We start from the raw sequence: 14,992 nt of genomic DNA, 5'->3' as shown, positions 1-14,992 counted from the left end.
CCCCCAGAACCACCCTACACGAGGAAACTCATGTCACCCGCAAACCAGCATTTATCGGGGTGTTTGTTTAATAAAAGAAAGCACTTGTAATTGAAAGTATACTATGATACACTTGTCGACAAGGAAGTTCATTTCCGATGAGGTTGTCAGATATAAATCTATACCGCCTGAAGAGGCGATCCACGGGCATCAATCTGCCGGTAATCCTGTAAGTAAAAATAAGTGCTGTTGGGGAAAATGTGTTTTGCAGGCAGCCATAAACCTGTCGTAGAGCGTGTGGGGGAATACAGACAATTTTATGGTTGACATTTCAGAAAAAATATAATACTATTAGAACAGAAAAACGAACATAAGTTCGCACGGAGGAAAGAAATGGCAAAGGAAGATAAATATAAAGAGATCAATGCAGTAAAAAATGATAAACTAAAAGCATTAGATGCTGCAATTTCACAGATTGAGAAGCAGTATGGCAAGGGATCTATAATGAAGCTCGGAGATAATTCCGCACATATGAATGTGGAGACGATCCCTACCGGTTCTTTAAGTCTTGATATTGCATTAGGGTTAGGCGGACTCCCGAAGGGAAGAATCATTGAGATCTATGGACCGGAGTCCAGTGGTAAGACGACAGTTGCACTGCATGCGGTTGCAGAGGTACAGAAAAGAGGAGGCATTGCTGGATTCATTGACGCAGAGCATGCCTTAGATCCGGTCTATGCAAAGAATATCGGCGTTGATATTGATAATTTGTACATATCACAGCCGGACTGCGGAGAACAGGCACTTGAGATCACTGAGACCATGGTGCGTTCCGGTGCGGTAGATATCGTGATCGTTGACTCCGTGGCAGCACTTGTTCCAAAGGCAGAGATTGATGGAGATATGGGTGATTCACATGTAGGACTTCAGGCACGACTGATGAGCCAGGCACTTCGTAAGCTGACTTCTGTTATCAGCAAGTCAAACTGCGTGGTTATCTTTATCAACCAGCTACGTGAAAAAGTAGGTGTAATGTTCGGTAACCCAGAGACAACGACCGGTGGACGTGCGTTAAAGTTTTATTCCTCTGTCCGTATGGATGTCAGAAGGATTGAGGCATTAAAGCAGGGCGGGGAGGTTGTTGGAAACCGTACCAGAGTAAAGATCGTTAAGAATAAGGTGGCACCACCATTCCGTGAAGCAGAGTTTGATATCATGTTTGGACAGGGTATTTCAAGAGAAGGTGATATCTTAGACCTTGCGGCAGATAAAGGGGTTGTTAACAAGTCCGGAGCATGGTATGCATATAATGGAGATAAGATTGGTCAGGGACGTGAGAATGCAAAGCAGTATCTGAAAGATAACCCACTGATCTGTGAGGAGATTGAGGCAAAAGTCAGAGAGATGTTAAAGGTTGACGGAACCGAAGAATCTGAAGAAGCAAAGGAAAACGAGACTGAGGCACAGAGTATAAAGGCTGCTGAAGCGATTGCAAAAAAAGCTGAGGCGATCGAGAAGGCTGCGTCATCAGAAGCGGAGGAATAAAAGATGCAGGAGTTACTTGTCACTGAAGTAATTCCCCGGGAAAAAGGAAGGACTTCCATTCGTTTTGACAACGGGATGGAAGTCCTTTTATATAAAGGTGAGGTAAGAAAATTAGGTTTACAGGAGCAAACTGTCATATCCCGGGAAAAATATGATGAGATCATTTATGAAATACTTGGAACAAGGGCAAAGAAACGCGCAATGTTTCTGTTGGAACGAATGGACAGGACAGAGCATCAGCTGAGAGATAAACTGATGCAGAATGGATATCCTGCTGTCTGTGTGGATCTTGCAATAGATTATGTAAAAAAATATCATTATATTGATGATCTGCGTTATGCAACAAATTATATTTCATATCAGCAGAAGAGGAAGAGCCGTCAGAAATTAAAAATAGATCTTTTAACAAAAGGAATTGACAAAAACGTGATAGAACAGGCGCTGGATGAAGCGTTTGACAGTGATGAACAGATAAAGATCCGTCAGCTTTTAGAGAAGAAGCATTATGATCCAAAGGAATGTGATCGCAAAGAAAAGCAAAAAACATACCAGTATCTGATGCGTCGTGGATTTAAGGGCAGCGATATTTTACATGTTATGAAGATCTGGGACGGATACGAGGAATAAGAATGCAGTAAAACCTGGATTTTTGGTACAATATGTTGTATTGGAGCAAAATAAAAATGCAATATTATGCACATTGAACAGTTATCTACTTGACATAAATATTAAAATAGAATAAAATTTATATGTTGTAATTATGACAGATAACAATCCATGTTTTAATGTTATATGTACAATGAAAATTTAATAAAGGAGGTGCTCCTGTGGGAAGTGTGATTATCGCTGTTGTGATCACTCTACTGGTTACCGCGGTCGTTGTATATTTCGTCACAACTGCTTACTATAAAAAAGTAACAGAGGCTAAGATCGGAAATGCAGATGAAAAAGCGCGTGAGATCATTGATGAAGCGGTAAAGACGGCAGAGACCAAGAAGCGTGAAGCAATGCTTGAAGCGAAGGAAGAATCCATCCGTGTCAAGAATGATTTAGACAAGGAGGTAAAAGAGCGGAGAGCAGAGATCGGACGCAGTGAACGACGCATTGTTCAGAAAGAGGAAAATCTGGACAAAAAGTTAGAAGCGATCGAAAAACGTGAGGCGGGATTTGCAGCCAAGGAAGAAGAGATCAACAGACAGAAAGCGCAGGTCGCAAAGCTCAATGAAGAGCGTGTGAAAGAACTGGAAAGGATCTCCGGTTTAACCTCCGAACAGGCAAAGGATTATCTCTTAAAGACTGTTGAAGAAGACGTTAAAATTGATACTGCAAAATTGATCAAAGAAATGGAACACAAGGCAAAGGAAGAAGCTGATAAGAAGGCAAAAGAGTATGTAGTCACTGCAATTCAGAAGTGTGCTGCAGATCATGTTGCCGAGACGACGATTTCTGTTGTTCAGCTTCCAAATGACGAAATGAAAGGAAGAATCATCGGACGTGAGGGACGTAATATCCGTACCTTAGAAACGTTGACAGGTGTTGACCTGATCATTGATGATACGCCTGAGGCGGTAATTTTATCAGGTTTTGATCCGATTCGTCGAGAAGTTGCCAGAATTGCTTTGGAAAAACTGATTGTGGATGGACGTATTCATCCGGCAAGAATCGAAGAAATGGTTGAGAAGGCTCAGAAAGAAGTCGAGACAATGATTCGTGAGGAAGGTGAGGCGGCAACTTTAGAGGTTGGTGTTCATGGAATTCATCCAGAACTTGTACGTCTTTTAGGACGAATGAAATTCCGGACGAGCTACGGACAAAATGCTCTCAAACATTCTATTGAAGTAGCACAGCTTTCCGGATTACTTGCTGCTGAGATTGGTGTAGATGTAAGAACTGCAAAACGGGCAGGATTATTGCATGATATCGGTAAATCTGTCGACCATGATATGGAAGGTTCCCATATTCAGATCGGTGTGGATTTATGTAGAAAATACAAGGAATCACCAATTATCATCAATGCGGTAGAAGCGCATCATGGTGATGTAGAACCGGAGTCATTAATTGCATGTATCATTCAGGCTGCAGATACGATCAGTGCAGCAAGACCAGGTGCCAGAAGAGAGACACTTGAAACATATTCAAACAGACTGAAACAGTTAGAAGATATTTCTAACGGATTTAAGGGTGTAGAAAAATCCTTTGCTATTCAGGCGGGCAGGGAGATTCGAATCATGGTTGTTCCGGAACAGATCAGCGATGCCGATATGGTATTGCTTGCACGTGATATTTCAAAACAGATCGAGGCTGAATTGGAATATCCGGGACAGATTAAGGTAAATGTTATTCGAGAATCAAGAGTAACGGATTATGCGAAATGATTCGTGACAATAGTTTTGCTCGCGAAGCGTGCAGGCCATTGTTCATGGTAATAGAATGTTTACAGAACGTGCATTTTATTATTGGAAAAAAATAAAGAGACTGTCGTACCAGAGTCAGAAATGACCGGTACGGCAGTTTTTTGATTCATAGGAAATCTCACGTCCTATGAATCAAAAAAACTCCGGGCAGGATTCTTTCTTGTATATATGGAAATTGCAATCCATAATTCCATATCCATGAAGATAAAATCCTAAAAAAATAGTGCCAGAATGTAAAATATATGTTAAAATACATCTGAAAAAGAGCGAAAGAAAGGTGGTGTGGCAAATGCAGAGTGTGAAAAAACATAAGTGGATTTTATTCCTTCTGATCGGATTTATGATCATATCTTTCTTTCAGTTTTTACCACAGACAGACACACTGCATTTGGAAAAGACATCACAGAGTTTAAAGCTGGCTGCAGATATACTGCCTGATGGCAGAATAGAGCAATATCAGACAGACTGGCTGATGGAGCCGGGGATAGCGGAACATCAGGCGTGTAACGTTCCTGAAAATATACCGGCATCCGCATTTGCGCGAACAACGCAGAGCGATGCCGTTCTTGGAGAACAGGGACAGAGCAGGTTTCAGATTTTACGTTTTCTTGTAGAAGTATACGTACTTATTGTGATACCGGCTGTTATTTTGCATATGGCATTGAAGCGTTTTGGCAGCCATATGATCATGCTGTGGCAGAATATCAAATATATCCATCTGGTAGATGGAAAGAAGGCAAAACATTTTCCTGTAATCAAATAAAAATATATTACAGGAGGCGTTTTAACGTGAATGAAAACAGAATAAGTGACAGAGCAAAAATATTACTGATTGATGAAGATGCGAGTATTTCCTATTTGATCCGCAGGGCAATGGAAAAAGAAAATTATAAGATATATACTGCGGGAAAAGGAAAACAGGGGATGGAGATGAGTACCGGTATCTGCCCGGATCTGATCCTGATGGATAATAAATTTTCTGATATGGAGGGACTGGCATTAATTCAATGGTTTAGGGAGTGGACGGATGCTCCGATTATTGTTTTATCTGAACAGAACAGCTATCTTGATAAAGTAGAGGCATTATATGCCGGAGCAGATGATTATATGGTAAAGCCGTTTCATGAAAAGGAACTGGCAGCACGGATTTTTTCGGCATTGAGAAGAAGAATTTCGACAGGTGCACATACATACTATGAGGCAGGAAATCTTAAAGTTGATTTCACAAAAAGACAAGTTCTGCTTGGAGGTATGGAAATTCATTTTTCACCAGTGGAGTATCGGATCATAGAAAGTCTTGCGTTAAATGCTGGCACGGTTGTAACATACCAGATGCTTTTGGAAAAAATATGGGGACCGTATGCAGAGCAGAACAGCAGGATACTTCGTGTTAATATGACAAATATCCGAAAAAAAATCGAAAGATCTCCATTGGAACCGGAGTATATAACAACGATCCCGAGGGTAGGATACCGGATGTTAGAGAGCCAGACGAGTGTAAATGGCATGCAGATGATGGCATAACAGAAAAAGAAGGTTGAAAAAAACAGACTGCACACAGATATGTGCGGTCTGTTTTTTATGTAATAGGAAAATTCGTTGAAATTACCTATTACATAAAAAACCCTCCGGGCAGGATTGTTTCTTGGATAATATAATGTCATTCTATTATTTGGATGTACGATATTTTTTCGACTGACAGTAGGAATCATAAATTCCGTAAACAAAACCTCCGATCATAATGCCAATACCGATAATAGAAAAAATAATTTCAGCAATTGTCATAGCTGGTCTCCTCCCTGTAGATAAGATGTTATCAGTATAACAGTATTCGTTATATGGAGGAGATATTTGCGCATTCTTTAATCCTTTTTGAAAAGAGAATGGGAAAGTTTTAACACTTTATTTATCTGATGTCAGGATATAAAAAACTGATGGAAAATAGACGAAGCGGGTGGTAAAATAACAGCAGAAAGAATAAGAACAAAAGAAGACAGGATTTGTGGAGGAATATCATTATGGATAAACAGGTCAAGAGAATAAAAAGAGAACTGGTGAAAAATGGAGCAATTCTGGATATATATACGGATACCATGCAGCTTCCGGACGGAAAACTTGAGGAATGGGATTTTATCTCGCACAGAAAAGGTGCAGCAGCAGTTGTACCGGTGAGAGAAGATGGAAAGATTCTGATGGTACGTCAATACCGGAATGCGATCGACCGAATGACACTTGAGATACCGGCAGGATCGAGAGATAGTGTCACAGAAGACACAAAAGTATGTGCAGCAAGGGAATTAGAGGAGGAGACAGGATATCGCAGTGATGATCTCACGCGTCTTTTATCCCTTAAGACCACAGTAGCATTTTGCAATGAGTTCATTGATGTGTATCTGGCACGCAATTTAAAACCGGGTCATCAGCATTTAGATGAGGGAGAGTTTATAGATGTTGAGGCATATGAGATAGATGAATTGTGTCAGATGATCTATGATGGAAAATTGCAGGATGCGAAAACAGTTTCTGCACTTCTTGCATACAAAAATCTTCTGAATCAGGAGAAAAACGCATAAACTAAAGAAAAAGGATGTGCGGTGTGCATGAAAAAAGAAGGATTCCTGTTTTTTGCGGTGTTTTTTGCAGGTGTTTTTCTTGCAAACCTGTTAAAGTACAAAGTGGGGAATCTTTGCCGGATATTAAATATATGGATTTTAGAACAGTTTGCATATAGCAGTATTTCGCTGGAAAGACTATTCTGGCAGTTGTTTTGGAAAAGGGGAAAGTTTGCTTTTTTCTCTTTTTTGCTTGGAGAATGGTGTGGATACGTGGTGGCATCAACAGCATGTTTGTGCCTGCTGACAGGAACTTTTGGGTTTTTCCTTACAATGGCGATTGCAGATCTTGGAATCCGGGGTGTTGCATTTGCGTTCGTCAGTGTTTTCCCGCATGCATTTTTATATGTGGCAGCGGTGCTATGGTGCAGGTTCTGTGGAAAAAACAAAATGCAGTATCGGTCATTTAACTGTGATCTGAAAAGCCGCATGAAAAAAATATTTGAATCTGTCTCGTTTTATGGAGTAGCAGTTGCACTGATGGTTGGCGGTGTTTTTGCGGAAACTTATATCAATAATCCGATCCTTAAGATGCTTGTAAAAAATTTTTGAAAAGATTGCTTTTTAGTTTGCTTGTTATTATAATGAAAAAATACACAGGATAAAAAGAAAGTCAGGAAAAAACATGACACGTGACATTATGGATTTTATAGAATATATTCACAATGAAAAACAGACATCGAAGAATACAGAGGTTTCTTATGAGCGTGATCTTCGTAAACTGAATGAATATCTGGCAGGGCAGAATATATGTGATGCAGCTGCTGTTACAGAGACAAATCTGAATGCATATGTTATGTTTTTAGAGCGCGAGGGACGGAAACCAGCGACTGTTTCGAGAAGTATAGCATCAATGAAGGCTTTTTTTCATTTCCTTGAGCGGGAGCGGAGAATTGAAGCAGATCCGGCATGGAGGTTGAAAGCACCTAAGATTGAAAAAACAATGCCACGCATTCTGACCACGGAAGAGGTGACACTCTTACTGGAGCAGCCATCCGGCAATACTCCGAAGGAACTGCGGGATAAAGCGATGTTGGAACTGCTTTATGCAACAGGGATACGCGTGTCGGAGCTGATATCACTGAAGATTTCGGATCTGAATCTTCAGATGGAGTATGTGATCTGTACGGACACCCACAAAGAACGTATTATTCCCTTTGGAAATGTTGCAAAGGAAGCATTAGCAAAATATATACAGGATGGAAGAGAACATCTGGTCAGCCAGGAAGACTGTCCGTGGCTGTTTACAAACTGTACCGGTGGTGCCATGAGCCGTCAGGGTTTTTGGAAGCTGATCAAGTTTTATGGGAAAAAGGCGGGGATCGAATCGGAGATCACACCTCATACATTAAGACATTCATTTGCGGCACATATGATCAGCAATGGAGCGGATTTAAAATCTGTCCAGGAGATGTTAGGTCATTCTGATATCTCAACGACACAGATTTATTCGCAGATGGGACAGGGAAGAATAAGAGAGGTATATTTAAAAGCACATCCAAGAGGATAACAGTTAAAAAAGATGCAGACTATAAAAGAGGAACCCACAGATTTGGAGTTCCTCTTTTTTATGTAGTATTTATACTATCAGAAGGTATCAATTAATTGCACATATCTGCGATCGTGTAAATGAGATTTTTGGAATCTTTCCAGCCAAGGCATGGATCTGTGATAGATTTTCCGTAGATATGTTCGCCAATCTTCTGGGAACCTTCCTCAATATAACTTTCGATCATGACACCTTTGACCATTTTTCTGATCTCAGAAGAAACCTGACGGTTGTGCATGACTTCTTTTACAATACGGATCTGTTCTTTGTGTTTTTTGCCGGAGTTGGAATGGTTTACATCCACAACGGCTGCCGGATTTACAAGATCCATTTTCTCATACATGTCGCACAGACGGATCAGATCCTCATAATGATAATTTTGTGTGGAGTTGCCGTGTTTGCTGACTGCACCGCGCAGAACAACATGCGTAAGAGGGTTACCGCTTGTCTCGACTTCATAGCCACGGTATACAAAATGATGTGGGTGCTGCGCTGCATATACGGAGTTGAGCATAACGGAGAAATCACCACTGGTCGGGTTCTTCATACCTGATGCAACATCAAAACCGCTGACGGTCAGACGATGCTGCTGGTCTTCAACAGAACGTGCGCCGATAGCGACATAGGAGAGAAGATCTTCTACATATCCCCAGTTTTCCGGATAAAGCATCTCATCTGCACAGGTTAAACCGCTCTCTTTGATCGCACGGATGTGCATTTTTCGCATGGCGATCAGACCTTCGATCATATCCGGTGCTTTTTCAGGATCTGGCTGGGATGCGATACCTTTGTAGCCTTCGCCGGTAGTACGGGGCTTATTTGTATAAACGCGTGGAATGATGATCAGGCGGTCAGCAACATCCTCCTGAATTTTTGTGAGGCGGCTGACATAATCGCAGACTGCGTCTTCCCTGTCAGCAGAACAAGGTCCGATGATAACTAAAAACCGGTCATCTTTTCCTGTGATGACGTCAGAGATCATGGCATCGCGTTCTTTTTTTAACTGTTTTAATTCTTCTGACAGCGGAAAATCACGTTTGATCTCTGCCGGAGAAGGAAGCTGGTTTAAAAATGTAAAACTCATAATAAAACTCCATTCTAAGCGCCAAAGTACATGCGCTGTCGCTTGTATTTGATAAAATCAAAAATATATTAAATGATATAGCAGAAGATGTCAAATATTTGCATAACAGAGAAGTGATGGTTATAATGAAAATTATAGCAATGACGTAAGAGGTAATGGGAGGTGTCAGGCATGAAAATAAGAGAAACCGAAGTTGGAACGGGGCGTCCGCTGGTCTGTGTTCCGGTGCTTGAAAAAACAAAAGAGGAAGTTATAAATGAAATAGAATATCTTGCAGAATCCGCTGCAGACATGATCGAATGGCGGCTGGATGCATTTGAACATTTTACGGATTATAATGAAGTGCGGGAGATATTGCAGCAGGCAGCGCCTTTGCTAAAGAAAAAATTGTTTTTATATACATTTCGTACTGCAAGACAGGGTGGAATGGCATCGGTTTACCGGGAAACATTAACAGATCTGCATGATCTTGCGACAGAATCAGAATGTGTGGATCTGATCGATCTGGAATTTTTTGAGGAGGAACACACTGCAAGGCAGATCCGGAAAATTCAGAAAAAAGGGAAGAAAATCGTAGCATCACATCATGACCTGGAAGGAACACCACAGATGGAAGTTATGCGGATGCTGCTGGACCGTATGTGTGAAGGCGGAGCGGATATTGTCAAACTGGTTGTAACTCCCAAAACGCCGGAGGATGTTTTAAGACTTCTTGCGGTCACATCTGAATTTCACTGTGAAAACAAAGAAACTCCGATTATCACTGTGGCAATGGGAAAATTAGGTGAGATCAGCAGAGTAAGCGGGGAGACATTTGGCTCCTGCGTGACGTTTGCATCACATAAAAAGAAAAGTGCACCGGGGCAGTTTGATCTCGAAGAAATGAGACGGACAATTGATATGATGCATCAGGTGTGTGAGTAAAAATAAAAAAAGAATATAAAGAAAATATAAAGAATGGATAAAGTGCAGGGAAGATACTTGACGTAGTATCTTCCCTGTGTTAATATATGCCACTGTAAATAAATAACAAAGAGAATACATAACAAAGAGAATATATAACAATATTAAATAACGAGGTGAGAAAAACAAAAATGGATGATTTATTTACAAGATTTTTCTCTGCACTGTATCAGTTCCATAAACTGCATATGGGCGATCTTGTGCCGGATATCACCAAAATTGAAGGTATGACGATGTTGGCGATCAGGCATTGCAACGGGGAAATGGGAAAGGAAGAACTGACGGTATCTGAACTGACTGCGAAGTTGAAAGCGAAGGGACCCGCAGTTTCACGTACCTTAAAGACATTAGAGGATAAAGGATATATTGAGCGTGATGTCAATAAGGCGGACAGACGAAATACGTATGTGAAACTGACAGATTCCGGGAAAAAGAAAACAGAGGAGTGCGAGCAGATCATGAGTAATTTTGCACATGCGGTTATTTCAAAAATGGACAGGGATGATATGGAAGGTATGATAGACTGTCTGAACGAACTGTATGAGGCAGCCAAAGAAGAAATTGCAGACCGGAAAATGAGACAAAAAGGAGAGTAGAATATGAGCAAAATATTTAAAAATATGCTCCCATACTGGAAGGGATTGATCATAGTAATCGCGCTGTTGATTGTTCAGGCATGGTGTGATCTGTCACTTCCGGCATATACATCGGATATTATTGATGTCGGTATCCAGAACAAAGGTGTGGAGCATGTACTGCCGGAAGCAGTAACAGAAGATGAATTTACATTAGTACAGCTTTTTATGACAGATGAGGAAAAAGAAAGCTGGGAGAACAGCTACGAACAGGATGGAGAGGTTTACCGTCTGACTGTTACAGATAAAAAACAGTTAGAGGAGCTGGATGATACACTGCTTTTACCACTCCTGATGAATTATCAGATGTCATCGGTGGATGAGCAGACCTTTAAAGAGAGTGTGGCAAAACAGACCGGAATGGATCAGGCAATGCTTGATAATATGAGCATTGAACAGATCGGGGAGTCCATGGGCGTGCCGCTTACTTCTTTTGAAAAAGAGATAGAGGATGATGATGGAAATACCGTAGCCACAAATTGCGTGGATATGCGCACGATTTTTTTAGCCATGAAAGCATCCGGGGCAATGACAGAAGACCAGATCTTATCTATGCGTGATACCGTTTCCGATACGATTGATACGATGGGAAGTTCTCTGGTAAAATCAATGGGAATTGCTTATGCGGTTAACTGCGATACGCAGGCAGGGTTGGATATTGATAAGATACAGACATCTTACCTCTGGTCAGCCGGAGTAAGAATGGTTGCGATGGCGCTGCTTATGGGGGTTGCAACGGTTCTGGTAGGATTTGTTGGTGCACGTATCGGTGCAGGGATCGGACGTGACCTCAGAGGAAAAATATTCGGACGTGTGGTACGTTTTTCGAATGCGGAGATGGATCGTTTTTCCACGGCATCCCTGATCACAAGAAGTACCAATGATATCCAGCAGATCCAGATGGTTTCTGCCGTGATGATCCGTATGGTTGCATATGCGCCGATCCTTGGTATCGGTGGTGTCTTAAAAATCATCCAGACGGGAGCAGGAATGGGATGGATCATTATTCTTGCAATCCTTGTGATCCTCGGATATGTTATGGTATTGATGGCAGTTACGATGCCTCGTTTTAAACTGATGCAGAAACTTGTGGATAAGATCAATCTGGTATCAAGGGAGATTTTGACAGGACTTTCTGTTATCCGTGCATTCGGTAGGGAGACAGAGGAAGAAAAGCGTTTTGATGATGCGAATAAAGACCTGACAAAAACAATGCTGTTTACGAACCGTGTCATGACATTTATGATGCCTGGAATGATGCTGATCATGAATCTTCTGACCGTAGGTATCGTATGGGTAGGAGCTCATAAGATTGATGCAGGTTCTATGCAGGTTGGATCGATGACAGCATTTATTACGTATGCGATGATGATCGTTATGGCATTTTTGATGCTGACAGCAATGTCTATCATGCTTCCGCGTGCAGCAGTCGCAGCAGAGCGCATCGATGAGGTTATCAATACAGAATCTTCCATAGAAGATGCAGAGACTCCGGAAGAGTTAAAAGAACATAAAGGAGTGATCCGTTTTTCACATGTCAGCTTCCGTTATCCGGGTGCAGAGGCAGATGTACTTGAAGATATTGATTTTACTGCAGAGCCAGGTAAGACAACGGCGATCATTGGAAGTACCGGATGCGGAAAATCTACACTGGTCAATCTGATCCCGCGGCTTTATGATGTTACGGACGGAAGTGTTACACTAGATGGTCAGGATATCCGGAATATCCGCATGGAAGATTTGAGAGAAGAGATTGGTTTTGTACCGCAGAAAGGTGTATTGTTTTCCGGTACGATTGCTTCGAACCTGCGTTTTGGAAAGCGGGATGCTACGGATGAGGAAATCAAAGAAGCAGCAGCAATCGCGCAGGCAACAGATTTTATCGAAGAAAAACAGGAAAAATATGACAGCGATATCGCACAGGGTGGAAGCAATGTCTCCGGAGGACAGAAACAGCGTCTTGCCATTGCACGTGCGATTGCAAAACAGCCAAAGATCTATGTGTTTGACGACAGTTTTTCTGCACTTGATCTAAAGACGGATGCAGCACTTCGAAAGGCACTTGCATCAAAAGTTAAGGACAGTACGGTAATCATTGTGGCACAGAGAATCAGTACGATCCTGCATGCAGAACAGATCCTTGTACTGGATGATGGCAGAATCGTCGGAAAAGGTACACATGAGGAATTGCTGAAAAATTGTGAGACCTATCGGCAGATCGCACGTTCACAGCTTTCTGCAAAAGAACTTGGAATCGAGGAAAGTGAGGTGTCTGTCAATGAGTAATGAAAGAGAAAGAACAGGAATGCAGCGCCGTGGCAGAGGACCGATGGGACATGGCATGCAGCCGGGAGAAAAACCAAAAGATTTAAAAGGTTCTTTAGGAAAACTGTTATCTTATATTGGAAGTTTTAAAGCAGCGATTATTGTGGTCATGATTTTTGCGGCAGCTTCTACGGTATTTAATGTAATCGGCCCTAAAATTCTAGGAAAAGCAACAACAGCGCTTTCTGAAGGACTGATGGCAAAGATTCAGGGCACTGGAGGCATTGATTTTACTTATATCGGACAGATTCTTTTGTTTGTGCTTGGACTTTATGTGTGTAGTGCAGCTTTTAACTTTATCCAGGGCTGGATCATGACAGGTGTGACACAGAAGATCTGTTACCGGATGCGTAAAGAAATCTCTGAAAAGATCAACCGCATGCCGATGAAATATTTTGAGAGCCGTACTTATGGAGAGGTTTTATCAAGGATCACCAATGATGTCGATACTTTAGGTCAGGGATTAAACCAGAGTATCACAACGATCATTACATCGGTTGCTACTTTGATCGGTGTACTGATCATGATGCTCAGTATTTCTCCGCTGATGACACTGATCGCGATCGTGATCCTGCCAATCTCCATGGCACTGATCTCATTTGTGGTTAAGAAATCCCAGAAATACTTCAAAGACCAGCAGGAATATTTAGGTCACATCAACGGACAGGTCGAGGAAGTTTATGGCGGACATTTAGTTATCAAAGCATTTAACCGTGAAAAAGATACGATCGATGAATTTAACCGTACAAATGAAATTCTGTATCAGTCAGCATGGAAATCCCAGTTTTTGTCCGGAATGATGCAGCCGATCATGATGTTTGTCGGAAACCTTGGCTATGCAGCCGTGGCATTATCCGGTGGACTGTTTGCGATCCGTGGAACGATCACAATCGGTGATATCCAGGCATTTATCCAGTATGTAAAAAACTTTACGCAGCCGATCCAGCAGATCGCACAGGTCATCAACCAGGTGCAGTCGATGGCGGCAGCATCCGAGCGTGTGTTTGATTTTTTAAATGAGGAAGAGGAAGATCAGACTGCAGAAAATCCGGCAGATGTGAGTACAGTGACAGGAACGGTTGATTTTGATCATGTACAGTTTGGCTATAATCCGGATCAGACGATCATCAAAGATTTCAGTGCTCATGTAAAACCGGGACAGAAGATCGCTATTGTAGGTCCGACCGGAGCAGGAAAGACCACGATGGTAAAACTTTTAATGCGTTTTTATGATGTAAACAGCGGTTCTATCAAATTAGACGGTCATGATGTAAGAGAGTTTAACCGCAGGGAATTAAGGGATGCGTTTGGAATGGTATTGCAGGATACATGGCTGTTTAAAGGAACGATCATGGAAAATATCCGTTACGGACGTTTAGATGCCACGGATGAGGAAGTGATCGCAGCAGCAAAAGCAGCACATGCCGATCACTTTATCAAGACGCTTCCGGGTGGTTATCAGATGGAATTAAATGAGGATGCAAGCAATGTTTCACAGGGACAGAAACAGCTCCTTACGATCGCAAGGGCAATTCTTGCAGATAATAAGATTTTGATCCTCGATGAGGCAACTTCTTCGGTTGATACGAGAACTGAGGTTACGATCCAGAAGGCAATGGATAACCTAATGCGTGGCAGAACCAGTTTTGTCATTGCACACAGATTATCAACGATCCGTAATGCAGATCTGATCCTTGTCATGAAGGATGGGGATATCGTGGAACAGGGAAATCATGAAGAACTGCTTGCGAAAAACGGATTTTATGCAAATCTTTATAATTCACAGTTTGAGGATGTTGTTGCCTGAAATAATAGAATGAATGATCCGTAAACATTTTATTGTCATGGATCATAAAGGGATGTCGTCATATGGCGGCATCCCTTTT

13 protein-coding genes are annotated in these 14,992 nt (G+C 41.7%); 12 read left to right on the top strand and 1 reads right to left on the bottom strand.

Annotated elements, in window-relative coordinates; genetic code table 11:
* Positions 1 to 372: 372 nt before the first annotated feature.
* From recA to xerD, 8 genes are all read left to right on the top strand, one after another.
* The gene (gene recA, locus DXA60_RS01970) at positions 373 to 1,524 is read left to right on the top strand and encodes a recombinase RecA (RefSeq protein WP_117919032.1); all 1,152 of its coding nucleotides are present in this window, start codon (positions 373 to 375) and stop codon (positions 1,522 to 1,524) included.
* 3 nt (positions 1,525 to 1,527) lie between these two features.
* Complete coding sequence (locus tag DXA60_RS01965) at positions 1,528 to 2,151, top strand: regulatory protein RecX (protein ID WP_117919030.1); 624 nt, start codon at positions 1,528 to 1,530, stop codon at positions 2,149 to 2,151.
* A gap of 200 nt (positions 2,152 to 2,351) precedes the next feature.
* Positions 2,352 to 3,899, top strand: coding sequence for a ribonuclease Y (rny, locus tag DXA60_RS01960; RefSeq protein WP_022112858.1), 1,548 nt, complete (start codon positions 2,352 to 2,354; stop codon positions 3,897 to 3,899).
* Between the two features lie 328 nt (positions 3,900 to 4,227).
* Positions 4,228 to 4,701: a hypothetical protein gene (locus DXA60_RS01955; RefSeq protein WP_117919028.1), complete on the top strand. Its 474-nt coding sequence runs from the start codon at positions 4,228 to 4,230 to the stop codon at positions 4,699 to 4,701.
* 26 nt (positions 4,702 to 4,727) lie between these two features.
* Positions 4,728 to 5,462, top strand: coding sequence for a response regulator transcription factor (locus tag DXA60_RS01950; protein WP_117919026.1), 735 nt, complete (start codon positions 4,728 to 4,730; stop codon positions 5,460 to 5,462).
* A gap of 494 nt (positions 5,463 to 5,956) precedes the next feature.
* A complete protein-coding gene (locus DXA60_RS01945) occupies positions 5,957 to 6,511 on the top strand; it encodes an NUDIX hydrolase (RefSeq protein WP_117919024.1) in 555 nt (184 codons plus the stop codon).
* A gap of 27 nt (positions 6,512 to 6,538) precedes the next feature.
* Positions 6,539 to 7,102, top strand: a complete 564-nt coding sequence (locus DXA60_RS01940) for a hypothetical protein (RefSeq protein WP_147345373.1) — start codon at positions 6,539 to 6,541, stop codon at positions 7,100 to 7,102.
* Positions 7,103 to 7,175: 73 nt separating this feature from the next.
* The gene (xerD, locus tag DXA60_RS01935; RefSeq protein ID WP_117919020.1) at positions 7,176 to 8,060 is read left to right on the top strand and encodes a site-specific tyrosine recombinase XerD; all 885 of its coding nucleotides are present in this window, start codon (positions 7,176 to 7,178) and stop codon (positions 8,058 to 8,060) included.
* Between the two features lie 91 nt (positions 8,061 to 8,151).
* Here the strand turns inward: xerD and DXA60_RS01930 are convergent, their stop codons facing one another.
* Positions 8,152 to 9,183 (bottom strand): 3-deoxy-7-phosphoheptulonate synthase, encoded by a 1,032-nt coding sequence (locus DXA60_RS01930; RefSeq protein ID WP_117919018.1) that lies wholly within the window; start codon positions 9,181 to 9,183, stop codon positions 8,152 to 8,154.
* Between the two features lie 171 nt (positions 9,184 to 9,354).
* Between DXA60_RS01930 and aroD the strand changes: the two genes are divergently transcribed.
* From aroD to DXA60_RS01910, 4 genes are all read left to right on the top strand, one after another.
* Positions 9,355 to 10,107 (top strand): type I 3-dehydroquinate dehydratase, encoded by a 753-nt coding sequence (aroD, locus tag DXA60_RS01925; RefSeq protein WP_117919016.1) that lies wholly within the window; start codon positions 9,355 to 9,357, stop codon positions 10,105 to 10,107.
* 170 nt (positions 10,108 to 10,277) lie between these two features.
* Positions 10,278 to 10,742: a MarR family winged helix-turn-helix transcriptional regulator gene (locus tag DXA60_RS01920; protein ID WP_243006720.1), complete on the top strand. Its 465-nt coding sequence runs from the start codon at positions 10,278 to 10,280 to the stop codon at positions 10,740 to 10,742.
* A 3-nt stretch (positions 10,743 to 10,745) separates the two neighbouring features.
* Positions 10,746 to 13,067 (top strand): ABC transporter ATP-binding protein, encoded by a 2,322-nt coding sequence (locus DXA60_RS01915; protein ID WP_117919012.1) that lies wholly within the window; start codon positions 10,746 to 10,748, stop codon positions 13,065 to 13,067.
* Positions 13,060 to 14,913 carry an ABC transporter ATP-binding protein gene (locus DXA60_RS01910; protein WP_117919010.1) on the top strand — a complete coding sequence of 618 codons (1,854 nt, stop codon included), beginning with the start codon at positions 13,060 to 13,062 and terminating at the stop codon, positions 14,911 to 14,913. Before DXA60_RS01915 ends, DXA60_RS01910 begins: the two co-directional genes overlap by 8 nt.
* Positions 14,914 to 14,992 lie beyond the last annotated feature (79 nt).

Source organism: Roseburia sp. OF03-24, assembly GCF_003463035.1.
GTDB lineage: Bacteria > Bacillota > Clostridia > Lachnospirales > Lachnospiraceae > Roseburia > Roseburia rectibacter.
This window is presented reverse-complemented; position numbering and strand designations above follow the sequence as displayed.